The following is a 23,286-nucleotide window of genomic DNA, read 5'->3' as shown; positions in this document are numbered from 1 at the left end:
TGGCGAGACGGCCGGCGACGGCGCGGGCGCCGATGGCACGGGCACCGTTACCGACGGGAGCGTCGGCGTCGGGAGCGTGGGCGAGGGCAGGGAAGGGGAAGGGGAAGGGGAAGGGAAGGAACCGAGGGCACCGGAGCGGCGGGCGAAGGCTTGGCAGTGGCAGTGGCAGTGGCAGTGGCGGTGGCGGTGGCCGTGGCCGTTGGGGCCTGCGTCCGCAGAGCGGCGGCCGCCCAAACGCCGAGGTCGGCCACACCCGGGACGCCGGCAGTCAGGCCTGTTGCCGCCGAGGTGCCGCCGTCCGGCTCCGCCGGCAAGTCGGGCGTAAGAGCGTTGGATGCAGGTACCCCTGCGAATATGACCAGCACCGCTCCGAGCGCAGCTGCTGCCGTGCCGCGCCGAAGACCCCCATGGAAACCAGTCAGCGTACGAAAGTTATCGGACTTCTGAATGACCATACTTAGAGACCCTAGACAGAAAATCGCACGGGGAAAACTTGCGGACAGGCCCGCCAGCAGGTATCGCGGGCGGCCTGAAAGCGGACGGGATGGCGCCAGAATCCCCCCCCGGGGCGCTACTGCAGGAACGCCCGCAGCTGCGTCCGGGTGTCAGCCACCACGGCCGCGAGGCCGTTGCCCGCGAGCCACCCGCCCACCATCAGAAGATCCTGGCTGCCGGAGCATATTCTGCGGACGTCCTCCACCCGCTGCCGGTGACCGACGGCCGCAAACGGAAGGGCGCCCGGCCCAGGAGACCACGTCCCAGCCCGCCAGGTTCTCAGCCTTGACAGGAACAGTCAGCAGGGCTGACGCGTCCTGCAAGGCGATGTCACGCAGGGCAGCATCCGGTCCCGCAGCCGGCGCCGGCCCGCCCGGGCCGCCACTGTCCCGGCACCCGTACGACAGCCTCAGGACGTGCCTGCCCTGCCCCGCCTCCGCAGCGAGCCAGTCCCACTTGGCCGTGGCGTGCGTAAGCGCCTTGGCCCGGATTCCGGCGGTTTGCGGGGCCACCAGGATTCCCGTTCCGCGCGGTCGCGCGTCCAGTTCAGGGAGGTCCACAACTAGTGTCACAAGCTTGACCTCCGGCCCCGGGCGGGCCGGTGGCCGGCCAGGGCCGGCACCGCATCCTCGAGGAGCCCGACGGCGGAAGGCCCGTCGAGCGCGACCACCAGCACATCGGCGTCGTACGTTTTCCCGTGAGCCGCAATCAGCCATCCGCCCGGCGTCCGGGCCGCGGCGTCGGCACGGGTGCCGGGCACCAGCTCCACGCCGCGCCGGGCGAAGATCCGCCACGAGGGCGGCAACCAGCGTGTGCATGCCGCCCGTCAAGCCGGGCGACGGCGGAGCCGGCCTTGGCCGCAGTCCCCTCGCCGCCGGAACCCTGTCTCTTATACACATCTAGATGTGTATAAGAGACAGCCCGAACCCTTGCGCTGGGCGGCGACGGCGGCGGCCAGCGACCCATGCCGGGCGATCCCCGCGCGGAGCCCCGGAGCCACCATGTCGACGTCCAGCAACCCGGGATCGGCCGAGTGGACGCCGCCCACCACCGGCTCGACGAGCCGTTCGAGGACCCGGCGGCCCATCCTGGCCCTCACCAGGGCGGAGACGCTCGAGACGTCCGCCGTGGTGCCCACGGAGGACGGCAGGAACTTGTCCAGCGAGGCGCGGAGGGAGCCCCTCAGCCCCAGCGACCGGCGCACTTCCGGATCCCACGGATTCGCCGGGATGCCGAGCACGCCCGTCTTGGGAAGCTCGCGCGGACCGTCCGGCAGCTGCACCCACGCCCCGCCGGGATGGGGGCCCACAATATTTTCGGCCAGACCCAGTTCCGCGGCGAGCTCAGCCACGGCGCTGGAGCGCGTGGCGAAGGATTCGGCACCGCTGTCCAGCGTCAGCCCGGCGACCTCATGGCGGCCGACGCAGCCGCCCCAGGCGTCAGTGGCTTCAAGCAGCGTGGTGCGGAGGCCGGCCCGGGCCAGTTCCCTCGCGGCCATGAGGCCGGAGATGCCGCCCCCCACCACCAGGGCCGTGCGTCCGGCAGCCGGAGGATTGCCCGCGGCCACTGCCTTACTCCGGGGAAATGGAGTGGATGAGTTCGACGACGCGCGTCAACACGTCCGGGTCGGTTTCCGGTGGCACGCCGTGGCCGAGGTTCAGGACATGGCCGGGTGCCGCCGCGCCGGACGCGATGACCTCCCGGACGTGCGCCTCGAGCACGTCCCACGGGGCCGACAGGAGCGCCGGATCGATGTTGCCCTGCAGCGGCACGGTGCCGCCGAGCCGGCGGTTCGCTTCGTCCAGCGGGAGGCGGTAGTCCACACCGACGACGTCCACGCCGACGTCGCGCATGGCCCCGAGGAGTTCGGAGGTTCCGGTGCCGAAGTGGATCAGCGGCGCGCCGAGGTGGCGGACATGGTCCAGCGCACGGGCAGATGCCGGCGCGACAAAACGCCTGTAGTCCGCCAGGCCGAGGGAACCCGCCCACGAATCGAACAGCTGCCCGGCAGAGGCGCCCGCCTCCAGCTGCGCCCGGAGGAACATCCCGGACGCGTCAGCGGCCCAGTTGGCCAGCGCGGTCCAAGTTTCCGGATCGGCGTGCATCATGGTGCGGGGGCCCAGGTGGTCGCGGGACGGCTTGCCCTCCACCATGTAGGCGGCCAGGGTGAAGGGTGCGCCGGCAAAACCGATGAGCGGCGTCTTGCCCAGCTGCGCCACGGTCAGGCGGACGGCCTCGCGGATCGGCTCCAGCGCCTCCCACGTGAGCTTGGGCAGGGCCGCAACGTCGGCGGCGGTGCGGACGGGCTTGTCCAGGACCGGACCGATGCCCGGCACGATGTCAACGCCGACGCCGGCCAGCTTGAGCGGGATGACGATGTCCGAGAAGAAAATCGCCGCATCCACGTCGTGGCGGCGGACAGGCTGCAGCGTGATCTCGGAGGCCAGTTCGGGCCGGAGGCAGGAGTCCAGCATGGCGACGCCTTCACGCACCTTCAGGTATTCGGGCAAGGACCGGCCGGCCTGCCGCATGAACCAGACCGGGCGGCGGCTCGGCTTGCCGCCGCGGTAAGCCGTGATGAGCGGCGAGTCGGCGGTGCGGCCGTCCATGAGCGGATGGCCTGCGTCAAGAACGGTGCCGGCTGAAGTTGCAGCGCTAGAAGTCATGCCTCTGATTGTGCCGAAAATCGCCCCCAAAAGATAACGACAGCCTGTCATCCCGGGATCGAATTGACCGTCCGTGGCAAGAATCACAGGGCGGGAGGACGGCGATCCGGGCCGGGGGTTGTTCTACGAGGTTGCGAAAAAGCTATGATTGTCGTGCTGTGGTTCTTTTTTCATTGGTGGCGACTCACGCCGACATCGACCTCGAAACCGTTGCTCAGCTAAGCAACGGTTCATCAGGCATCGCCACATCCGCCCTCGCCGGATCGCCGGCTGTGACGGGTGCGGTTGTCCTTGCCACCTGCAACCGCTACGAAATCTACGGCGAAGCGGCGCACGCGGACGACGTCGAAGCCGCCCGCGCCGCCCTGGTCGGCCAGATCAGCGACATGAGCGGGCTCAGTGAACAGCTCGTGTCCCGGTCATTCAGCACGCACACGGGCCCCGAAGTCAGCGAGCACCTTTTTGCCGTCAGCTCCGGCCTGGACTCCGCTGTGGTCGGCGAACGCGAAATCGCGGGACAGGTGCGCCGCGCGCTGATCACCGCCCAGCACGAAGGCACGGCCAGCTCCGGCCTCGTCCGCCTGTTCCAGGCCGCCTCCAAGACCGCAAAGGACGTCGGCGCCCAGACAGCGCTCGGATCCCGGGGCCTGTCCATCGTCTCAGTGGCCCTCGATCTTGCGACGGACCTTTCCGAGGAAACCGACTGGTCGCAGAAGAAGGTTGTGGTGTTCGGCACCGGCGCCTACGCCGGAGCCACCATGGCGCTGCTGCGCGAACGCGGCTGCCGCGACATCGCGGTCTTTTCCTCCTCAGGGCGGGCCGCAACGTTTGTGGCCACCCGCGGCGGCACGGCGCTCGACGGCGACACGCTGGACGCCGCCGTGGCAGCCGCCGACGTCATGATCGGGTGCAGCGGCTCCGACGCCAGGGTGGAAGCATCCGAGCTCGCACAAGTCCGCGCCAACTCGGCCCAGCCGCTGATCGCGATCGACTTGGCGCTGACGCACGATTTCGACCCCGCCGTGGGAGAGCTCGACGGCGTGGAGCTCCTCACGCTGGAGTCCGTGCGCCTCGCGGCCCCCCAGGAGCAGGCGGAGTCCCTCGCCCAGGCCAGCAGCCTGGTGTCCGGCGCAGCCGCAGCCTTCGAACAGGAGCGGGAGGCCCGGTCCGTGGACTCGGCCATCGTGGCCCTGCGCCGCCACACCATGAACGTCCTGGACGCGGAAATGGAAAAGGTCCGCGCCCGCCACGGCTGCACCGCAGCGGCTGAAGAAGTTGAATTCGCGCTCCGCCGCATGGTCAAGCAGCTCCTCCACGTCCCCACCGTCCGGGCCCGGGAGCTGGCGTCCAACGGTCAGCAGGACGACTACGTCGCCGCCCTCGAAACCCTCTACGGCATCACCGTGGAACAGCCGGCAGCCGCGGCAAAGGCCGAGTGCCCCGTCGATCACAGCCAGGTGGCTCCGGCCAGGCGTCCCCAGGCAGGGGACCAACGGAACTCCGCCTAGGTTCCTCCGCCCCGATCAGAGGGGCCGCACGCCCAACCTTTCCATAGGCTTCCCGGACAGCATTGAACCTGTCCGTGAATGCGAATAAGGGGTGCGACAATGAAGCCGAATCCGCCCGCAGAAACAGTCCCTGCCCTCAGCCGCAGGCAGTTCGGCCTCATCGTAGGCGGCGGGGCTTTGCTGCTCGCGGCCGGAGGTACCTACGGTGTGGTCTCGCGAAGCACGTCGAACAGCGCCGAACCGGTCGCTACGGCCTTCGGCTCCCTGTCGGTAGTTAAGGCGGGCCGTTTGGCGCGACTGGACGCGCAGGGCCGGCCGGCAACGAAGTCGCTGGCTGCCGCCGCATCGCACATTACCGGGTCTGGTGCCGCGGCCTCATTGTCCGGAGCGCCCCGGCGGTCCCCCGGCGATCCCATGGTCAGCCTTGCCGCCCATACGCATGACGGCGGAGTCCTCCCGGATTCCGGCTGGCCGCAGCCGGCCAATTTCACGTGGGGCGATGTCGTCCTCCTCGAAGTGGCCCTGACCAACAGCCGGCCCGAGCCCGTTCTGTTTGCCCCGGGCCAGCTTCGCCTGAAGCTGTTGCCGTCCGGCATCACCGTCACGCCCCAGGACTTCAACAAGGGCCCCGGCGCCATAGCAGCCGGCGCCACGGAGCGTCTTTGGATCAGCTACCTGGCGCCCCACGACGCCCTGGACATGGAACTCGAATACTCCGAGCCGGAGCAGGACGGGAGCATGAGCCTGGCCTTGCCGCTCCTGACCGCAACCCAGGTGAAGTCATGAGCCCCCTGGACCTGCACATCAACGACGGCTTCCTGCCCATGGTGGATGGCTCGCTCGTCTACCACCGGGGATTCGGGGACCGGCGGACCCTCGTCACGGATCCTAGGCCGAGCCTCGCGGTGAGCCCCCGCGTATTCCTGCGGAACGGTATCGTCGTGGCGAGCCGCACCTACCCGCTCAAGGCCGCAGTTCCGCCCTTGGGGCGTCCTGCGCCCGCCGCCAAGGACCCTGCCAACCCCGGCGAATTCCTGGTCCGCCGGGCACACTGGGCCAGCTTCTTCCCGGACCGTACGCTGATCGCGGAAACCGGCAGCACCATCAGCATTCGCGTGACCAACCATCTGGCCCAGGAGCATGCGCTGCAGTTCCTGAACGCCGGATCCGGGAACGGCCATGTCGGCACCGGCGTGATCAAACCGGGCCAGACCAAGACACTGCAATTCAAGGCCCCCAAGGCAGGTACCTACCTCTATTGCGATCCCGGTGCCGATCCGGCCGATCCGACCGCCGACCCCGTCCAGCGGGTTCTTGGCCTCTTTGGCGCCCTGCTGGTCACCGACCCGGCCTCGCCGTGGCTGCCCACGACGAACGGGCCGGAATTCGAGCGGCAGTGGGTGTGGATGCTCCACAACGTCGACCCCGTGTGGGCGGGCATCGCGTCCCGCAACGGAACCGTGGACCCCGACAAGACACCGGTGTATCCGCGGTATTTCACCCTCAACGGCCGCAGCGGCTTCCAGTCCCTGGCCGCGTCCACGGATGAGGCCCTGAACCGCGTCCGCGATGAGGACACCCTGATGTCCGGGTCCGCACGCCAGATCGACGTCCGCAATTTCAGCAAGGGCGCCACCGCCGGCACTGTCGCGACGGGTCAGCTCATGCGTTTCCTCAACGCCGGGGTGGTCCACCACCAACTGCATTTCCACGGAAACCATCTCTGGACCGTGAACCGGAACGGAACGCCGTTCCCCCGAACCGGCGGGAAGGTCGACGCCGCCGGCCACATCGTGCTCCAGCAGTGGGAGGACGTCATTGAGATGCACCCCCTGGACCGAAAAGACTCGTTGCTCCCGTTGAGGCGTCCGCCGGAGGCCATCGATGAGGTGTGGAACGCCCGGAAAGAGGACTGGGACTACCCGATGCACTGCCACGCCGAACCGTCGCAGGTGGCAAAGGGCGGGATGTACCCCGGCGGGCTGGTGGGCCACTGGGCATTGGCAGCTCCGGGCCCGGCCGCTGCCGGCGCCGCATCGCACGAGCTGTTCCGCAGCCAGGTCGACTTCAGCTCACAGCAAATGCATGAGGGAAGCCCCGCAACGGAGTTCCGCCAGACGCCGGACGTGGCCCACGAATTCAAGTTCTTCAACCGCAAGATGAAATTCGACGACGGCGGCGAATTCGAGATGTGGACGTTCGAGACCGAGAACTCGGGCCGGATTTTCCCCGCGCCCTTGGTCCGGATCACCGAGGGCCAGCTATTCCACGGGACCATTCACCCCAGCAAAAAGGTCCATACGGTTCACTGGCACGGCATCGAACCCGATCCGCGGAACGACGGCGTGGGCCACACCTCCTTCGAGGTGTCGGGGAGCTACACCTATCAATGGCGGCCGGAAACCGGTCAGCCCGGCAACCCGAACAGGGGGGCGTCCGGCACGTATTTCTACCACTGCCACGTCAACACCACCCTGCACGTGCAAATGGGAATGTTTGGCCCCCTGATCATCGATCCGGCGGTCCATCCGGACTACCCCGTGACCAAGGGTGCGCGGCGGTCGTTCGTGGACGGGCCGGAATACGACATCGACACCGAAACGATCTTGGTCCCCTACTCGGTGGACCCCCGCTGGCACGAGCTTAACCACGCTGCAGGGCTGTCCGGGGATGACGCGGGCCTGGACAAGTTCGAGGCCAGGCACTTCTATCTGCTGGGAGGGGAACTCGCCCCGGTACCGAACAAAGAGGGCCCCATCTTCCTCAGCCGCATCCGCGCCCGGATGGCAGGGGGCACCGTCAAACCCACGCTGCTCCGCCTGCTCAACGCCAACTATTTCCCCGTCACCGCCTACTTCACGGACGCCGCCGGCAAGCGCGTTGCCATGGCCGAACTGATAGCGCACGACGGCCGGCCATTCCGCGACACGTCAAGCCCGACCGGGCCGGCACGGCCGATTTCCGCCACCGGCCCCCTGCGGACCAGCATCATCAATTTCGGAGCAGCGGAGCGCTACGACATGCTGCTGCGTCCGCCGGCACCCGGGACTTACACGCTGACGGTGAACCTGCTGGACTGGATCACCGGGAAGGTCCTCATGTCCCGGCGCATCCCGGTCGTAGCGGCGTGACATGCCCCGCCGAAAGACAGCGCCGCTGTCAGTAGACGGGCTTCTGGGGCTCCACGTCCCTGACCCAGGCGAGGATACCGCCGTCGAGATGGCTCACGCGCTGGTAGCCGGCCTTTTGCGCGGCTGCCAGCACCGCTGCGGACCGTGTCCCGGCCTTGCAGTGGAACACGATGTCCCTGTCCTGCGGCAGCTCGCCCCAGGCCTCGCCCGCGAGGATCCTGCCCTGGGGAATCAGGACGGAGCCGTCAATCCGGACGATGTCGTACTCGCCGGTCTCCCGGACGTCCACGAGCTCGAAGTCCTTGAGCCCGGCATCGCGCGAAGCGAGCATAGTGGCCAACTGCGTTGCGGTGATGGTGTGTTCCGTGTCGGTGGCCGCCGCGGGCGTGATGCCGCAGAAGGCCTCATAATCCGTCAGCTCCGTGATCCGGGGGGCGGCGGGGTCCTTGGCCACCCTGATCTCGCGCCAACTGCCGCCCAGGGCGTCATACAACGCCACACGGCCGAGCAGGGAACGCCCGACGCCGGTGATCAGCTTTACGGCCTCCGTCACCATGAGGGACCCGACGGCAGCGCAGAGCATCCCGAAAACGCCGCCCTCGCCGCACGACGGCACGGAACCCGCCGGCGGCGCCTCCGGGTACAGGTCGCGGTAGGTGGGGCCGTGCTGTTCCCAGAACACGCTGACCTGGCCGTCGAAGCGGAAGATCGATCCCCACACGTAGGGCTTGCCGAGGATCGCCGCGGCGTCGTTGACGAGGTAGCGGGTGGCGAAGTTGTCCGCCCCGTCCAGGATGAGGTCGTAGCCGGAAAAAAGCTCCAGGGCGTTCGTGGCGTCGAGCCTGACATCATGCAGCCTGACGTCGACCAGCGGGTTCAGCGCCGCAATCGCATCACGCGCCGATTCGATCTTGGGACGCCCGACGTCCTGGACGCCGTGGATGATCTGGCGTTGCAGGTTGCTCAGGTCAACGGAGTCGTCGTCAATGATTCCGATGGTCCCGACGCCGGCCGCGGCCAGGTAGAGCAGAGCGGGAGACCCGAGTCCGCCGGCGCCGATCACCAGGACGCGCGCGTTCTTCAGCCGCCTTTGGCCGAGCGCGCCGATCTCCGGAATGATGAGGTGCCGGGAATACCGTTCCACCTCCTCGGGCGAGAGTCCGGGTGCCGGATCAACTAGGGGATCCAGTGAGGTGAGTGCTGCATTTGCGGTGGACGGAGAAGCCATACTTCAATGTATGCCTGAAGATACCGCGCGGTCATATTACCCCCGGGTAAAGTGAAGTTAACAGCAATTGAAAGAAGGCCAACCGTGGTTCATCATGCACCCGTTGATCGAACTCGGGCCGCGCACTCCCCGGCCGGCACCCCCCGGGCCGCAGGGCAGCGATCCGCCAGGCTGCCGCGGGACGAGCGCAGGGCCCAGCTGCTGGCCGCCGCCCAGGAGGTGTTCGTCGCCAACGGCTACCACGGAGCCGCGATGGACGAGATCGCCGAAACGGCCCACGTGAGCAAACCGGTGCTGTACCAGCACTTCCCCTCCAAACGCGAGCTCTACCTGGCGCTCCTGGACAGCCACCTCGGGACCCTGACCGACCTCATGATGGGCGCGCTCAACTCCACCACCGACAACAAGGAGCGCGTCCAGGCCGTCATGCGCGCCTACTACCGGTTCATTGACAGTGACGACCAGGCGCACCGCCTCGTGTTCGAGTCCGACCTCGTCAACGATCCGGACGTCAGCGCGCGCCTTGAGACCTTCAACAAGGCCTTCGCGGACGCCATCGCGCAGGTCATCGCCGAAGACACCAAACTGCCGCTCCTGGAGGCCCAGCTGCTCGGCCGCGGCCTCGCCGGGATGGCGCAGGTCAGCGCACGCTACTGGCTCGAAACGGACGGCAATCTCGACCTCGATGTCGCCAGTGACCTCATCTACCGTTTAGCTTGGCGCGGAATCTCTCGCTTCCCCAAAGAGTCCTAGACTACAAAGGAAGAACACCTTTGAAATTTCAACTTTGATTGGCTGGGAGGCCTTGCTGTGGAAGTAAAGATCGGCATTCAGAACATCGGCCGCGAAATTGTGCTGGAATCGTCTCAGGATGCAGACTCCGTGGCCAAGGTTGTAGCGGAATCCCTCGCCAAAGGCACTGAGCTGCGGCTGACCGACGAAAAGGGCCGGCAGATCATCATCCCCGCGAACGTCCTGGGCTACGTCGAAATCGGCGCCGAGGAAGTCCGCCGGGTCGGCTTCGGCGCACTGTAGGAAGCACCGTGCTGTCCCTCGCTATTGTGCTCCTGGTGACCGTCGCTGCTGGCTTCATCGTCTGGGCCAATGACAAACGTCACGCCAAGTACGGCATTCTCCTCCCGGCGGGCGTGGCTGCCGGGGTGGGAATGCTTGCCTGGATCATCTGCATGACGGCGGGTCTCGGCTACCAGCCGGGACTCACGTGGATTCCGTGGATTGTTCCCATGATCGCCGGCACCGCGGCTGCCGTGGCAGTCGCCATATACCTGGGCAGGGTCCGTGCACGGCAGGACACCCAGCGGCTGACGGCTGCCCTGAAGATCTAGCAGTCGGGTGCTCCTAGGTTGCCGGCCCGGTGCCTTCCTCAGTGCAGAGGCATAGCCGGTTCCCTTGGGCGTCAGTGACCACCACCCGGCCGGGTGCGTGGTCTCTGTCCATTAACGCGCCGGTGGCCGCCGTCTTCTCGAGGGCCGGCGCAGATTCGGCCTTGGACCGGTGGATGTCCACGTGCAGGCGGTTGTCGTTGGGAGTGCCGGTTTCCTGGAACGATAGCCCCGGCCCGCGGCCGTGGGGGTCCGCCAGGTCGCCGTCCCGCCCCTTCCGGTAGCCCAGGGCCACTCGCCAGACCTCGGAGATCTCCGCCGCGTCCGTGGTGTCGATCCCGATCTCCACGGTCCGGTACCTGTCTCTTATACACATCTAGATGGTACAGGCCGGGCTCCGACTGGGCTCCCGCAGCCGCTGCGGCGTCGCAGACCGCGGCCGCGGCGTTGACGTCGCGCGGCGTGACCTCGCCGCCGGCGTCGTGGGAACTGAACCGGATGAACAAGCGGTTATAGCGCCAGTCCAGGTCGGGATGGTGGTTGCTGTCCTCGGCAATGCGCCCGACGGCGGCGATCAGCTCAAGCGCGGAAGCCGCCGTCGGCGTCTTGTAGACGGTGACCAGGCCGCCGAGCCGGTAGCGCCAGTCGGGCAGGCCGGCGAGCGCAGCGTCGATCTGCGGGCGGGTGAGGATGTCGTCTCTGGCGGCCACGGCTGACTCCTAAGCGAGGATCCAGTGAGCGTGCCGCGCCGCATGGTCTCCGTGGGCGGTCCGGACCTACAGGAACTCTGCCCGGCCCTCCATGGCCGATGACGCCAAGGCATGCTCGCGGCGCGGGATCCGCCCGGCCGCCTTCGCCAGCCTACCGGCGATAACCGCGTGTTTGAAGGCCTCCCCCATGAGCGACGGGTTCTGGGCCCGGGTCACCGCAGTGGCCAGCAGTACGGCGTCGCAGCCCAGCTCCATGGCCAGTGCCGCGTCCGAGGCCGTGCCGATCCCGGCATCCAGCACCACCGGAACGGAAGCCCGCGACACGATCAGCTCGATGTTGTGCGGGTTGAGGATTCCGAGCCCGGTCCCGATGGGTGAGCCCAGCGGCATGACGGCGGTTGCCCCCAGGTTTTCGAGCCGCAGCGCCAGGACGGGATCATCGTTGGTGTAGGCAAAGACCTTGAAACCGCGGTTGACCAGCTGCTCGGTGGCGTCCACAAGCTCCACGGCGTCCGGGAGGAGCGTGTGCTCGTCGGCGATGACTTCCAGCTTCACCCAGTCGGTTTCCAGGGCCTCGCGCGCCAGCTCGGCCGTCATGACGGCGTCCCGCGCCGTGAAGCAGCCGGCGGTATTTGGCAGCACGCGGATGTTGTTGTCCAGGAGCAGCTGGAACAGGGATCCCGTTTCGGCGGGCGAGTAGCGCCGCATGGCTACCGTTGTCAGCTCGGTGCCGGAGGCCAGCAGCGCGGCGCCGAGCCCGTCCAGGCTGGGAGCCCCGCCGGTGCCCATGATGAGCCGCGAGGTCAGTTCCACGCCGTCAATGACGAGGCGGTCGGCTGAACCGGTCCCCTGCTGCGCTGCGGCCGCTGTTGTTTCGGTCATCGTCCTCATCCTCCCTGGACTGCTGTGACGAGCTCGATGTCGTCGCCCTCTGCAAGGGCCGTGCTGTGCCACTGGCTCCGGGGCACCACCTCGGAATTGCGTGCCACGGCCACCCCGAGCCGCTGGCCGTCGGCGGCCTGTCCGTCCGCGGCAAGTATGCGCCCCGTGACCTGGCTGACGAGCGTCGTGACGGAGGCGCCGGCGCCCACTGCCTGTTCAATACCGTTCAGTGTGATGTTCATGCTGGTTCCTTGTCCTGGTCAAATGTGACTGTGCCGGATGAATACAGGTCGCCGGCTGAAGATGGGTTGCCGGCGCTGTGTGGCTTGCCGGCGCTCACTGCGGCGGCGCCGGATGCGGACAGCTCCGGGGAGAACCTCCCAGGCCGGAAGGCAGCCCAGCGGCCGTCCTCCACGCCGTCCATCAGCTCGCGGCAGATTGCCGCGGCCGCCGGGGTCAGGAGCACGCCGTGGCGGAAGAACCCGGTGGCGACGATGAGCCCGGCCACCGACCTTCCGGCGCCTGACGGGGCACGGCCTGCCGGGACACGGCCCAGCAACGGCGCGTTGTCCGGTGTTCCCGGCCTCGCCCTGGCTGTGGTTTCAAGGAGCTCAAGTTCCGCCACTGCGGGCACCAGGGACTGCGCATCCCTGAGCAGCTGATAGACCCCGCCCGCGCTGGGTCCGGACAGGTCGTCCTCCCGCTGGGTGGCACCTATCACCACGGTGCCGTCCCGGCGCGGAACCACATACACGGGCACGCCCCGGACCATGCCCCGGACCGTGGCGGTCAGCAGCGGGCGGAGTCGCTCCGGGACCCTGAGCCGGAGAATGTCCCCGTACACGGGCCGCAGCGGAAGCCTGAGGCCCTCCGGCAGCGCGTCCAGCGATCCCGCGGCCAGGCCGTTGGCCACTACCGTCTCGCCGGCCAGGACAGTCCCGCCGCCGGTGAGCCGGACTCCGCAGACCCCCTCGTTGTCCCACAGCAGGCCAGCGGCGTGCTCCCTGACCGCGTATCCCTTCCACGCACCGGCCACCGCGGTCCCGGAACCGGGCGTGTGCTCGGCGAGCGCAGCGGCGAGGCTCTCCACGAGCCGCCGCGGATCCACCTGGTGGTCGGCCGGGATGTCCAGGGCGCACGAGATGCCCGGACTCAGCAGCGGCTCCCGGGACCGTGCCTCCCGGATGGTCAGTGGTTCGACGACGAGCCCGCTGGCCCGCTGGACTTCGCGTAGGTCCATCAGCGCGCGGCGGTCGGCGGGGTCCGCGCCGACGGCGAGGGTCGGCGTCGGGAGGTAACCGGTGTCCCGCCCGCCGTCTGCGAGCGCGGCAGCGAAGGCCGGCCACCGGGCCGAGGAATCGAGCATCAGCTCCAGGAGTTCCTCTTCCTGGTAATGCAGCTCGCTGACCGGTGCCAGCATCCCTGCGGCCGCCCAGCTGGCGCCCGTTCCGGGCGCTTCATCGATGAGGACCACAGAGCGTCCCGAGCGCCTTGCCTCCCAGGCAATCCCGTGGCCCACCACGCCGCCGCCGATGACGGCGACGTCGGCATGCAGAGTTGCTGTGGCAGCGGTGGTCCCGCCGGATCCAGGGTTCATGGAAATCCTTCCCTACGCCGGTACTAACCGGATCAGGTCAAGCGGTCGGCTCTCACGCCCTCTCAGCCCTGCGCCGTTTGTGACAGCTGCAGCGGGCTCCCGCGGTACCTGCCCAGTTTAGAGGAACTAGGCTGGGTGCCATGACCGCGCATGACGTCCACACCACCGCCCGCCTCTACCTCTGCACCGATGCCCGCCAGGAGCGCGGCGACTTCGCCGATTTCGTTGATGCGGCATTCGCCGGCGGGGTGGACATCATCCAGCTGCGCGACAAGACCATTGAGGCCGCCGAGGAACTCGAACTTCTGGACGTCCTGCGCCAGGCAGCCCACCGGCACGGCCGGCTCTGGGCCGTCAACGACCGTGCGGACATCGCATCACTGTCCGGGGCACCGGTGTTCCACATCGGCCAAAAAGACCTGCCGCTCCGTTCGGCGCGCAAGCTCCTGCACGCCGCCACGGTGATCGGGCTGTCCACGCACACCACCGGCCAGGTGGATGCCGCCATCGCCGCCACCCACGGCCGCACCGGGCTGGACTATTTCTGTGTGGGACCCGTGTGGGCCACCCCCACCAAGCCCGGACGTGCCGCCGTCGGCCTTGACCTTGTCCGGTACGCCGACGAGGCCGTCCGCAAGGCGGATGAGGAAAGAGTCGGCGGCCTGCTCCTGCCCTGGTTCGCCATCGGCGGGATCGATCTCACCAACGTGGAGCAGGTCGTGGCGGCGGGCGCCAGCCGGATCGTCGTCGTCCGCGCCATCACCGAGGCGCCCGATCCGGCAGCCGCGGCTGCCGAGCTGCTGTCCGCCCTGGATGCCGCCGACCAGTCGGCCGCTGCGTCGTAGCAGAGGTCGGGTCGCAGCCGGGTACGCCCAGCCGACCCGCAACCTTTACGGGCCGAGCGGGCCGCTATCCGCTCAGGCCAAGCTGCACCATCCGCCGCGAGTGGTTGTCCGCGAGTTCCGCCGTGAGGCTGCGTATCAGCTCCCGCGCCGCGGCATCGTTCGCACCGTCCTCCGCTTCGGTGAGCAACCCGCTCAGGAATGCGTGTTCGTAGCCCACGCGCTGGGCCTGGGTGACGGCCTCGCCCAGGAGCCGGCGGCCCCACAGCGCCAGCCGCGAGGCGAGCCGGGGATCGTCGGCGAGCGCCCCTTTCAGGCGTTCCCGGAGTACGTCCGTGGCTTCCTCCGATGACTGGATCTGCTCGATGACCTCCCGGGTTTCGGCATCCACGTACCGGGCCACCATGCGGTAGAAATCGGCGGAGACCGTGTCCACCACGTAAGCCTTCATCAGGGATTCGTACCAGTCCGCCGGCCGGGTCCGTTCATGGAAGTGATCAACGGCGGCCTGGAACGGGAGCATGGCATCCTCGACGTCCACGCCCATGGCGGCGAGCTTCGCATTCACGATCTCGTAATGCCGGAACTCTATGACGGCGATCCTGCCGAGCACGGCGCGGTCGTGGAGCGTGGGCGAATAGCGGGCATCCGAGGAGAGCCGTTCGAACGCGGAAAGCTCGCCGTAGGCCATGACGCCGAACAGATCTGCCACGAAGCGGTCGTACCGAGCGGTGTCAGCCGAGGATGTGCCCATAATCCAAGACTAACGGCGCAATTCGGGCTAACCTGATTTTCGTGTCACATCATCGCCTGTCCCCCAGCGTCCATGAGCAGACCAACGCGCTTGCGGACGCCCTGAGCGCGCTCCGAACGGAGCTGGAACTGCCCGGCGAATTCCCGGAGGACGTGCTCAAAGAAGCGGAAGCGGCCGTGGCGGAACGGGAGCTGCCGGAGCTTGATCTGACCGCCGTCGAATTCCTGACGATAGATCCGCCGTCGTCCACCGACCTGGACCAGGCGCTCTTCATCGAACGGTCCGGGGCTGGTTACCGGATTCTCTATGCCATCGCGGACGTGCCGTCCTTCGTGGCCCCGGGCGGCGCCCTCGACGCCGAAACCCGCCGCCGCGGACAGACCTTCTACGCCCCCGACGGCCGCATTCCACTGCACCCGGAGGTCATCAGCGAGAATGCCGGCAGCCTGCTCGCCGGGCAGCTGTGTTCGGCGTTCGTGTGGGAGTTCGAGCTCGATGCCGCCGCCGAAGTGACGTCCGTGCTGGTGCGCCGGGCAATGGTCCGCAGCCGGGCCAAGCTCAACTACAAGAACGTCCAGGCCGAACTTGACGCCGGAACTGCCGCGCCGGTGCTGGTGCTCCTGCGCGAGGTCGGGCTGAAGCGGGTTGAGCTGGAACGCGCCCGCGGCGGGGCAAGCCTGAACACGCCGGAGCAGGAAATCGTGCAGCTTCCCGACGGCGGCTACCGGATCGTGGCGGCGCCGCAGCTTCCGGTGGAGGACTGGAACGCCCAGATTTCCCTCATGACGGGGATGGCAGCGGCTGGCCTGATGCTTGAGGGCAAAGTCGGTATCCTACGCACCATGCCGGCACCGGACGAGCGCTCCCTCAGCCACTTCAGGCGCCAGACCGCTGCCCTGGGCAAGCCGTGGGACGGAAAAGCCAGCTACGGGGATTACCTCCGGACGCTCGATCCCACCGACCACCGCCAGCTGGCCATCCTGCATTCGGCAGGCATGCTCTTCCGGGGTGCCGGGTACACCCACTTTGACGGAACCGTCCCGGACGAGGCCACCCAGTCTGCCATCGGGACGGCGTACGCCCACACCACGGCTCCGCTGCGCCGGCTCGTGGACCGCTTCGTCCTGGTCATCTGCGAGGCATTGAGCAACAACAAGACCGTGCCGGCCTGGGCCCGTGAGGCCCTGCCCACTTTGCCGGACATCATGGCTACGTCGGACCAGTTGGCTTCGAGGATGGAGCGGCTGGCCCTGGACACCGTGGAAGCCGCCCTGCTGATCAACCACGTCGGGCAGGAATTCGACGCCGTGGTGATCTCCGGTTCGAAGCCCGCCAAAAACGGAAACGGCAACGGGAACGGCAACGGGAACGGCCCAAATGGCAGGGGATCCAACGGCAAGGCGTCCAACGGCTCCGGCCCGTCCGGCGTCGTCCAGATCGCGGAGCCGGCCGTCACGGCCAGATGCGCCGGCGAAATGGAGCCAGGCACCAAGGTGCGCGTCCGCCTGATCTCATCGGACATCGCCACGCGCGAGATCCACCTCGAGCTCGTGGGCTGATCCTGCCGCCGATTCCTGCCGGTGCGCGGCCGCGCCCGTCAGGGAATCCGGTTTTGCCAGCTAGACTGAAGAGGTAGTAATGGATGCCCGGTCGTTGATTTCCTTGATTTTGAATTCAACAAGCCCGCCCCTACGCGATCTTGAGACACACCCGCTGGTCCCCAGTGCCAGCATTTAGATAGCCCGCGATCGGCTTCCACTGGATTTGCTTGCGCGCCTGAGCGTGCTCCGGAACGGCCCTCGGGCCGGCCCCGTTGAGCAGGCGGTGCCAATGCCCAAATGAATAAGGAAACTCCCCTGTGAGTGAATTGCATACCCACCAGCTTCTCTCTGATGACTCCGGAACCGAGACCATCGAGCCGGAAGAAACCATCATCTCGGATGAAAAACCCCACGAAATAGCGGAAAAGTCCTTTGCGGACTACAACGTGCGGGCAGACATTGTCGAGTCCCTCGCCGATGCCGGCATCACCCACCCGTTCCCCATCCAGGCGATGACCCTGCCCGTGGCGCTCTCCGGCCACGACATCATCGGCCAGGCCAAGACCGGCACGGGCAAGACCCTCGGCTTTGGCATTCCCGCGCTGCAGCGCGTGGTGGGCCCGGACGACGCCGGCTTCGACAAGCTGCCCGCCCCGGGTGCCCCGCAGGCGATGGTGATCGTTCCCACGCGTGAGCTCGCCGTGCAGGTTGCCAACGACCTCCAGAACGCCTCCCGCAAGCGCAATGCCCGGATCGCCACCATTTACGGCGGCCGTGCCTACGAACCCCAGGTCGACGCGCTCCAGAAGGGCGTCGAGGTTGTGGTCGGCACCCCCGGCCGCCTGATTGACCTCTACAAGCAGAAGCACCTGGTGCTGAAGAACGTCAAGATCGTGGTCCTGGACGAGGCTGACGAAATGCTGGACCTCGGCTTCCTCCCGGACGTCGAGACCCTGATCGCCGGCACGCCGGCCGTCCGCCAGACGCTCCTGTTCTCGGCCACCATGCCCGGCCCGGTCATCGCCATGGCCCGCCGGTACATGACGCAGCCCACCCACATCCGCGCCGCGGATCCGGATGACGAGGGCCTGACCAAGCGCGACATCCGCCAGCTCATCTACCGTGCGCACAGCATGGACAAGGCCGAGGTTGTGGCCCGCATCCTGCAGGCGCGCGGCCGCGGCCGCACCATCATCTTCACCAAGACCAAGCGCACCGCCGCCAAGGTTGCCGAGGAACTCGTGGACCGCGGGTTCGCTGCCGCCGCCATCCACGGCGACCTCGGCCAGGGCGCCCGCGAGCAGGCCCTCCGCGCCTTCCGCAACAACAAGGTGGACGTCCTGGTCGCCACCGACGTCGCCGCCCGCGGCATCGACGTTGACGACGTCACGCACGTCATCAACTACCAGTGCGTCGAGGACGAGAAGATCTACCTGCACCGCGTCGGCCGCACCGGCCGCGCCGGCAACAAGGGCACCGCCGTCACGTTCGTGGACTGGGACGACATGCCGCGCTGGGGCCTCATCAACAAGGCGCTGGGGCTGAGCGTTCCCGAGCCCATCGAAACGTACTCCTCCTCGGCACACCTCTTCGAGGACCTGGACATTCCGGAAGGCACCAAGGGCCGGCTCCCGCGCAGCAAGCGCACGCTGGCCGGCGTCGACGCCGAGGTCCTGGAGGACCTGGGCGAAACCGGCAAGAAGAATGCCCGCAGCGGCAGCCGCGACGGCGCACGTGAGAGCGGCCGTTCCGGCGCACGCGACGCCGGCCGCACCGGGAGCAGGGAAGGTGCCCGCCGCAGCGGCGCCGAATCCGGCGGACGTTCGGGAGACCGCCGTCGTCGTTCCTCCGAGCCGGCCGCTGACGCAGCAACCGCCCCCGCAGCAGGTCCCGCCGCAACCGCAACTGCCGACGGCGAGCAGCCGTCGCGCGCGCGCCGCAACCGCACGCGCACCCGCCGCCGCAACGGTGAAGTGGTGGCCGGCAGCGAGCCGGCGGCGACCGGCCCGCAGCCAAGCGGCACCGAGGCCTAAAAGCCTCAATGACTGAAACTGTCTGGGCGCCGGACGGCAGCAACCTGGTGGTACACGCGGACAACGCGGAGTTCCTCCCCACGCTGCCGGACGGCGCCTTCACTCTCATTTACGTGGACCCGCCGTTCAACACCGGCCGGGCCCAGCAGCGCCAGGAAACCAGGATGGTACTCAACGCCGGCGGCGACGGTGACCGGGTCGGCTTCAAGGGCCGCTCCTATGACACGATCAAGGGCGCCCTGCACCGCTACGACGACGCCTTTAGCGACTACTGGTCCTTCCTGGAGCCCCGGCTGGTTGAGGCCTGGCGCCTGCTGGCCGACGACGGCACGCTCTACCTGCACCTGGACTACCGCGAGGTGCACTACGCCAAAGTCATGCTGGACGCCATCTTCGGCCGGGAATGCTTCCTGAACGAGATCATCTGGGCCTACGACTACGGCGCGCGTGCCAAGTACCGCTGGCCCACCAAGCACGACAACATCCTTGTGTACGTGAAGAATCCGGCGAAATACCACTTTGACAGCGCCGAAGTGGACCGGGAGCCGTACATGGCGCCGGGACTCGTGACGCCCGCCAAGCGTGAGCTGGGCAAACTCCCCACCGACGTCTGGTGGCACACCATCGTCTCCCCCACGGGCAAGGAGAAAACGGGCTATCCCACGCAGAAACCGGAGGGCCTCGTGCGCCGCGTGGTTGCCGCCTCCAGCCGGCCGGGCGACTGGTGCCTGGATTTCTTTGCCGGGTCCGGAACGCTCGGTGCGGTCGCCGCCAAGCTGGGCCGCAGGTTTGTCTGCGTGGACCAGAACCAGCCCGCCATCGACGTCATGGCCAAGCGCCTGGGCGCGCACGCCGAGTTCGCCTCGTACCCGCCCAACTAAGCCGCCATCGCCCCGTTGCGCTATCAGTTGGGGCGGTCATTCCGGCCCCGGAGCAGCTAATACTGATAGCTCAACGGGCCGGGACGCGGGTCAGCGGACGACCGGCGTGCCCGTGCCGAGCTCCTCGATCCGCGCGAAGACCTCCGGCGCGGTCAGGTACTCACCCAGCCGGTTCGGTTTGCCCGTGCCGTGGTAGTCGGAGGATCCCGTCATGAGGAGGCCATGCTTCGCCGCGAGGCGCCGCAGGAACTCCCGGCCCTCTTCGGGATTGTCACGGTGATCGACCTCCAGGCCGGCGAGTCCGGCGTCGATCATTTCCCGGTACGTACGTTCCCCCACAACCCGCCCCCGCGCGGACGCCACCGGATGCGCGAAGACCGGGACGCCCCCGGCCGCACGGACCAGCTCGACAGCGAAAGCCGGCTCTGGCGCGTAATGCTGCACGAAGTACCGCGAATGGGAGGTGAGGATCGACGTGAAGGCCTCGGACCTGTCCGCCACCACACCGGCCGCCACCAGCGCATCCGCGATGTGCGGCCGTCCCAAGGTGGCCCCGGGCGCCACGTGGTGGATCACATCGTCCCAGCTCAGGGGGTAGTCCTCGGCCAACAGCGTGACCATGCGTTCGGCGCGAGTGAGGCGCGCGTCCTTGGCCTTGGTGATCTCTTCGAGGAGCCCCTCGTGGGCGGGGTCATGCAGGTAGCTCAGCAGATGGACGCTGATCCCCTGGTCCGTCCGGCAGGAAATCTCCATGCCCGGCACCAGCGCCACCCCGTTGTCCACTGCCGCGCGGGACGCCTCGGCCCACCCGTCGGTGGAGTCGTGGTCCGTCAGGGCAATGACGTCCAGCCGGGCCGCCGCAGCAGCTGCCATCACCGCGGCCGGCGCTTCCGTGCCGTCCGAGACGTTCGAGTGGGCGTGCAAATCTATCCTCACCTGCCCAGCCTAGTAGATGCGCGGCAGATGCGGCCGGACGGGCAGCTTTCCGCCGCGGGGCTGTGTTGGCCTAAGCCGCATGGCTGGTGAGACTATGGGACGGTGAACGATGCAGACAACACCCAAGACTCCGCTTCCCAGCCCCTCGAAGAGCGCGTCAACAACCGCTCGCAGCGGCCCAGTTCCGATGCCTTCAAGGCCTTCATGGCCAGCAACTGGGCGCCGTCCCCGCAGGTGACCCCTGCGCGCGACGCCGTGGCTGACCACGCCGCCCGAAGGCGCCGCGCCATCTCCGGACAGTTCAAAGGTGAACGCCTGGTGCTGCCGGCCGGTCCGCTGAAGGTCCGCTCCAACGACTGCGACTACCGCTTCCGGCCGCACTCCGGTTTCGCGCACCTCACCGGCCTCGGCCTCGACCATGAGCCCGATGCCGTGCTCATTTTCGAACCTGTCAAGGAAGGCACCGGCGACGACGGCGGGAACCACCGGGCCACCCTTTACTTCCGCCCGCTGGCGGGCCGGGACACCGAGCAGTTCTATGCTGACGCGCGGTCCGGCGAATTCTGGATCGGCGCGCGGCCCACCCTGGCCGAGTTCGAGGCACGCCTGGGCCTCGCGACAGCGCACATCGACGAACTTGAAATGGCCATCACCAAGAACGTGGGCGCCCCGGAAATCGGCGGCATCTCGATCCGGCTGGTGCGCAAGGTGGACGAGAACATCGACGCCCTCGTGGACACCGCCCGCTACAACACGGCCAAGGACCCGGACAACCTGGACCTCGGCGTGCTGGACGCCCTGGACGAGAAGCTCACCGAGGCCCTCTCCGAACTCCGCCTGATCAAGGATGAGTGGGAAGTCGAGCAAATGCAGATCGCGGTGGCAGCCACGGCTGAGGGCTTCACCGAAGTGGTCAAGGCGCTGCCCCGGGCGCTGACGCACTTCCGCGGCGAGCGTGTGGTGGAGGGCGCCTTCTTCGCCCGGGCCCGCGAGGAAGGCAACGAACTCGGCTACGACACCATTGCCGCGGCCGGCAACAACGCCACCGTGCTCCACTGGACCAGGAACACCGGCAAGATCAACGCCGGCGAACTCCTCCTGCTGGACGCGGGCGTCGAAGCGGACTCCCTCTACACCGCAGACATCACCCGCACGCTCCCGGCCAACGGCACCTTCTCCGAGGTCCAGCGCAAGGTCTACGAAGCTGTGCTTGACGCGGCCGACGCCGGATTTGCCGCAGCCCAGATCGGCACCAGGTTCCGTGACATCCACACCGCGGCCACCACCGTGCTGGCGGAACGCCTTGCCGAGTGGGGCCTGCTTCCGGTGCCGGTCGAGGAAGCCATCAGCGAGGACGGGCAGCAGCACCGCCGCTGGATGCCGCACGGCACCAGCCACCACCTCGGCCTGGACGTCCACGACTGCGCGCAGGCCAAGCGGGAACTCTACCTTGACGGCGTGCTCGCCGAGGGAATGGTCTTCACCATCGAACCCGGCCTCTACTTCAAGAACGAGGACCTGGCCATCCCCGCGGAGTACCGCGGAATTGGCGTGCGCCTTGAGGACGACATCCTGATGACAGCTGACGGCCCGGTCAACCTCAGCGCCGCCCTGCCCCGCACCGCCGACGACGTCGAGGCATGGATGGCGGGAATCTACCAGGAGCTCGACGCCCGCAGTTAGCACGGGCGGCGCCTGCACGGGAGGCTGGGCAGCGCCGGGCGCGCACTGGCGCAGTGCACGAGCAAGGGGTCGCAGTGTACGAATAAGGCAGGGCCACCGTCAGGTGGCCCTGCCTTATTCGTACAGGCCGTGCAGCGCAGCCGCCGGGCTGCTACCGGTGCTCTTCGTCCTTGTGCTGCGGCGCCTGGCCGGAATCGCTCACGCGCACGCCGTACTGCGGGCGTCCGTCCGGCAGGTCCGGGTAGCGGACAGCCGGTGAAGGCCGCTGCACCTGAGGCTCCGCGGCGTGGTCGCCCTGCGCCGGGGCACCGCCCTGGGCCAGGTTACCCTCGGCCGGTGCGCCCTGCGGCTCCTGGCGCTGGCCATAGGGGTCGTTCCACCCGGCGGGCCGCTGCGGTGCCGGGCCCTGCTGACCGGGCTGCTGGTAGGGCTGGCCCTGGTAGTCGCGCTGCGGGTAGCTCACGGGCCGGGCACCCGAGGCGTCCGACGGCGACATGGGCAGCTGCTGGAGCAGCCGGCGGGCCTCATGTGCGGCTTCCAACGCCACCACGACGTCGTAGTTGGTCGCCACCACCTGGCTGGTGGACGTGAAGTCACGCTTGCCGCGCTGCGCGGCATAGGTGACGATCCCGAAGAGCATGAAGAACGCCGCGCCCATCAGGACGGAACTGATGATCGAAAACGTCCCGCCGGCAGGCGTGAAGAAGGACAGCATGACGCCGACGAAGAGACCGAACCACATGCCGCTCAGCGCACCCGAAAGTGCCACGCGGGGGTAGCTGAGCCGCCCGGTCACCCGTTCCACCATCTTCAGGTCGTTGCCCACGATCGACACCATGTGCACGGGGAACTGCTGGTCGGCGAGGTAGTCGACTGCCTTCTGGGCGTCCAGGTAGGAGGTATACGTGCCGACGGTATCCCCCGTGGGGACTGTCCGGGATTCGTCGGAGCCGTTCGGGACACCAGCCTTGGGACCACCAAAAATGTTTGACATACACCCATTCTTGCCCATAAGGATGTGTGCGAGCTGAAAATTCAGCTAAAAGAGAGCAGACT

20 protein-coding genes, 2 pseudogenes and 1 riboswitch are annotated in these 23,286 nt (G+C 67.9%); of the genes and pseudogenes, 11 read left to right on the top strand and 11 right to left on the bottom strand.

The window, feature by feature from the left end:
- Positions 1-571: 571 nt before the first annotated feature.
- Both hemG and hemE read right to left on the bottom strand, forming a co-directional pair.
- Positions 572-2,062: pseudogene (hemG, locus tag B1A87_RS24860) on the bottom strand (protoporphyrinogen oxidase).
- A gap of 4 nt (positions 2,063-2,066) precedes the next feature.
- Positions 2,067-3,161, bottom strand: coding sequence for a uroporphyrinogen decarboxylase (hemE, locus tag B1A87_RS03625; protein ID WP_078028076.1), 1,095 nt, complete (start codon positions 3,159-3,161; stop codon positions 2,067-2,069).
- A 158-nt stretch (positions 3,162-3,319) separates the two neighbouring features.
- Here hemE and B1A87_RS03620 point away from each other — a divergent pair, with 158 nt between their 5' ends.
- From B1A87_RS03620 to B1A87_RS03610, 3 genes are all read left to right on the top strand, one after another.
- The gene (locus B1A87_RS03620; RefSeq protein WP_078028077.1) at positions 3,320-4,669 is read left to right on the top strand and encodes a glutamyl-tRNA reductase; all 1,350 of its coding nucleotides are present in this window, start codon (positions 3,320-3,322) and stop codon (positions 4,667-4,669) included.
- Between the two features lie 99 nt (positions 4,670-4,768).
- Entirely contained in the window at positions 4,769-5,455 is a 687-nt protein-coding gene (locus B1A87_RS03615) for a hypothetical protein (protein WP_078028078.1), read from the top strand.
- Positions 5,452-7,800, top strand: coding sequence for a multicopper oxidase domain-containing protein (locus tag B1A87_RS03610; protein WP_078028079.1), 2,349 nt, complete (start codon positions 5,452-5,454; stop codon positions 7,798-7,800). The genes B1A87_RS03615 and B1A87_RS03610 overlap by 4 nt, the downstream gene beginning before the upstream one ends.
- Positions 7,801-7,828: 28 nt before the next feature.
- Here the strand turns inward: B1A87_RS03610 and moeB are convergent, their stop codons facing one another.
- Positions 7,829-9,028 carry a molybdopterin-synthase adenylyltransferase MoeB gene (gene moeB, locus B1A87_RS03605; protein ID WP_078028080.1) on the bottom strand — a complete coding sequence of 400 codons (1,200 nt, stop codon included), beginning with the start codon at positions 9,026-9,028 and terminating at the stop codon, positions 7,829-7,831.
- 84 nt (positions 9,029-9,112) lie between these two features.
- Here moeB and B1A87_RS03600 point away from each other — a divergent pair, with 84 nt between their 5' ends.
- From B1A87_RS03600 to B1A87_RS03590, 3 genes are read left to right on the top strand one after another with little or no spacing between them, the layout of a single operon-like run.
- Positions 9,113-9,781 (top strand): TetR/AcrR family transcriptional regulator, encoded by a 669-nt coding sequence (locus tag B1A87_RS03600; protein ID WP_078028081.1) that lies wholly within the window; start codon positions 9,113-9,115, stop codon positions 9,779-9,781.
- Positions 9,782-9,838: 57 nt separating this feature from the next.
- On the top strand, positions 9,839-10,063 hold the full coding sequence (locus tag B1A87_RS03595) for a DUF3107 domain-containing protein (protein ID WP_078028082.1): 225 nt from the start codon (positions 9,839-9,841) through the stop codon (positions 10,061-10,063).
- A gap of 8 nt (positions 10,064-10,071) precedes the next feature.
- Positions 10,072-10,374 carry a hypothetical protein gene (locus B1A87_RS03590; RefSeq protein ID WP_078028083.1) on the top strand — a complete coding sequence of 101 codons (303 nt, stop codon included), beginning with the start codon at positions 10,072-10,074 and terminating at the stop codon, positions 10,372-10,374.
- A gap of 13 nt (positions 10,375-10,387) precedes the next feature.
- Here the strand turns inward: B1A87_RS03590 and B1A87_RS23575 are convergent, their stop codons facing one another.
- From B1A87_RS23575 to thiO, 5 genes and pseudogenes are all read right to left on the bottom strand, one after another.
- Positions 10,388-10,747: a VOC family protein gene (locus B1A87_RS23575; protein ID WP_260680629.1), complete on the bottom strand. Its 360-nt coding sequence runs from the start codon at positions 10,745-10,747 to the stop codon at positions 10,388-10,390.
- Between the two features lie 115 nt (positions 10,748-10,862).
- Positions 10,863-11,081: pseudogene (locus B1A87_RS23570) on the bottom strand (4a-hydroxytetrahydrobiopterin dehydratase); the annotation flags it as partial.
- Between the two features lie 66 nt (positions 11,082-11,147).
- Positions 11,148-11,963: a thiazole synthase gene (locus tag B1A87_RS03580; RefSeq protein WP_078028085.1), complete on the bottom strand. Its 816-nt coding sequence runs from the start codon at positions 11,961-11,963 to the stop codon at positions 11,148-11,150.
- Between the two features lie 5 nt (positions 11,964-11,968).
- Positions 11,969-12,205: a sulfur carrier protein ThiS gene (gene thiS / locus B1A87_RS03575; protein ID WP_078028086.1), complete on the bottom strand. Its 237-nt coding sequence runs from the start codon at positions 12,203-12,205 to the stop codon at positions 11,969-11,971.
- The gene (thiO, locus tag B1A87_RS03570; protein ID WP_078028087.1) at positions 12,202-13,560 is read right to left on the bottom strand and encodes a glycine oxidase ThiO; all 1,359 of its coding nucleotides are present in this window, start codon (positions 13,558-13,560) and stop codon (positions 12,202-12,204) included. Before thiO ends, thiS begins: the two co-directional genes overlap by 4 nt.
- Positions 13,553-13,673: riboswitch (TPP riboswitch) on the bottom strand. It overlaps the preceding gene by 8 nt.
- Positions 13,674-13,700: 27 nt before the next feature.
- Between thiO and thiE the strand changes: the two genes are divergently transcribed.
- Positions 13,701-14,405: a thiamine phosphate synthase gene (gene thiE, locus B1A87_RS03565; RefSeq protein ID WP_144275711.1), complete on the top strand. Its 705-nt coding sequence runs from the start codon at positions 13,701-13,703 to the stop codon at positions 14,403-14,405.
- Between the two features lie 64 nt (positions 14,406-14,469).
- Here thiE and B1A87_RS03560 read toward each other — a convergent pair whose 3' ends face one another.
- Complete coding sequence (locus B1A87_RS03560) at positions 14,470-15,156, bottom strand: ferritin-like fold-containing protein (protein ID WP_078028088.1); 687 nt, start codon at positions 15,154-15,156, stop codon at positions 14,470-14,472.
- A gap of 41 nt (positions 15,157-15,197) precedes the next feature.
- On the opposite strand from B1A87_RS03560, the gene B1A87_RS03555 reads away from it, so the two are divergent.
- From B1A87_RS03555 to B1A87_RS03545, 3 genes are all read left to right on the top strand, one after another.
- Positions 15,198-16,715 carry an RNB domain-containing ribonuclease gene (locus B1A87_RS03555; RefSeq protein ID WP_078028089.1) on the top strand — a complete coding sequence of 506 codons (1,518 nt, stop codon included), beginning with the start codon at positions 15,198-15,200 and terminating at the stop codon, positions 16,713-16,715.
- Positions 16,716-17,014: 299 nt separating this feature from the next.
- Entirely contained in the window at positions 17,015-18,730 is a 1,716-nt protein-coding gene (locus B1A87_RS03550) for a DEAD/DEAH box helicase (RefSeq protein WP_078028090.1), read from the top strand.
- Between the two features lie 8 nt (positions 18,731-18,738).
- Entirely contained in the window at positions 18,739-19,611 is an 873-nt protein-coding gene (locus tag B1A87_RS03545; RefSeq protein ID WP_078028091.1) for a site-specific DNA-methyltransferase, read from the top strand.
- A 90-nt stretch (positions 19,612-19,701) separates the two neighbouring features.
- On the opposite strand, the gene B1A87_RS03540 is transcribed toward B1A87_RS03545, so the two are convergent.
- Positions 19,702-20,547 carry a PHP domain-containing protein gene (locus B1A87_RS03540; protein WP_078028092.1) on the bottom strand — a complete coding sequence of 282 codons (846 nt, stop codon included), beginning with the start codon at positions 20,545-20,547 and terminating at the stop codon, positions 19,702-19,704.
- Between the two features lie 102 nt (positions 20,548-20,649).
- Here B1A87_RS03540 and B1A87_RS03535 point away from each other — a divergent pair, with 102 nt between their 5' ends.
- Entirely contained in the window at positions 20,650-22,230 is a 1,581-nt protein-coding gene (locus B1A87_RS03535; RefSeq protein WP_078028093.1) for an aminopeptidase P family protein, read from the top strand.
- 151 nt (positions 22,231-22,381) lie between these two features.
- Here B1A87_RS03535 and B1A87_RS03530 read toward each other — a convergent pair whose 3' ends face one another.
- The gene (locus B1A87_RS03530) at positions 22,382-23,224 is read right to left on the bottom strand and encodes a general stress protein (RefSeq protein WP_078028094.1); all 843 of its coding nucleotides are present in this window, start codon (positions 23,222-23,224) and stop codon (positions 22,382-22,384) included.
- Between the last annotated feature and the right edge of the window lie 62 nt (positions 23,225-23,286).

Origin of the sequence: Arthrobacter sp. KBS0703 (assembly GCF_002008315.2) — a bacterium.
In the GTDB taxonomy this organism is placed as follows: Bacteria; Actinomycetota; Actinomycetes; order Actinomycetales; family Micrococcaceae; genus Arthrobacter.
This window is presented reverse-complemented; position numbering and strand designations above follow the sequence as displayed.

What these genes read in the sequence shown, in the direction of transcription:
- B1A87_RS03530 (WP_078028094.1), bottom strand. Translation starts at nt 23,224, where the DNA reads ATGTCAAACATTTTTGGTGGTCCCAAGGCTGGTGTCCCGAACGGCTCC.
- B1A87_RS03610 (WP_078028079.1), top strand. Translation starts at nt 5,452, where the DNA reads ATGAGCCCCCTGGACCTGCACATCAACGACGGCTTCCTGCCCATGGTG.
- B1A87_RS23575 (WP_260680629.1), bottom strand. Translation starts at nt 10,747, where the DNA reads ATGTGTATAAGAGACAGGTACCGGACCGTGGAGATCGGGATCGACACC.
- thiO (WP_078028087.1), bottom strand. Translation starts at nt 13,560, where the DNA reads ATGAACCCTGGATCCGGCGGGACCACCGCTGCCACAGCAACTCTGCAT.
- B1A87_RS03560 (WP_078028088.1), bottom strand. Translation starts at nt 15,156, where the DNA reads ATGGGCACATCCTCGGCTGACACCGCTCGGTACGACCGCTTCGTGGCA.
- B1A87_RS03615 (WP_078028078.1), top strand. Translation starts at nt 4,769, where the DNA reads ATGAAGCCGAATCCGCCCGCAGAAACAGTCCCTGCCCTCAGCCGCAGG.
- B1A87_RS03580 (WP_078028085.1), bottom strand. Translation starts at nt 11,963, where the DNA reads ATGACCGAAACAACAGCGGCCGCAGCGCAGCAGGGGACCGGTTCAGCC.
- moeB (WP_078028080.1), bottom strand. Translation starts at nt 9,028, where the DNA reads ATGGCTTCTCCGTCCACCGCAAATGCAGCACTCACCTCACTGGATCCC.
- hemE (WP_078028076.1), bottom strand. Translation starts at nt 3,161, where the DNA reads ATGACTTCTAGCGCTGCAACTTCAGCCGGCACCGTTCTTGACGCAGGC.
- B1A87_RS03545 (WP_078028091.1), top strand. Translation starts at nt 18,739, where the DNA reads ATGACTGAAACTGTCTGGGCGCCGGACGGCAGCAACCTGGTGGTACAC.
- thiS (WP_078028086.1), bottom strand. Translation starts at nt 12,205, where the DNA reads ATGAACATCACACTGAACGGTATTGAACAGGCAGTGGGCGCCGGCGCC.
- thiE (WP_144275711.1), top strand. Translation starts at nt 13,701, where the DNA reads ATGACCGCGCATGACGTCCACACCACCGCCCGCCTCTACCTCTGCACC.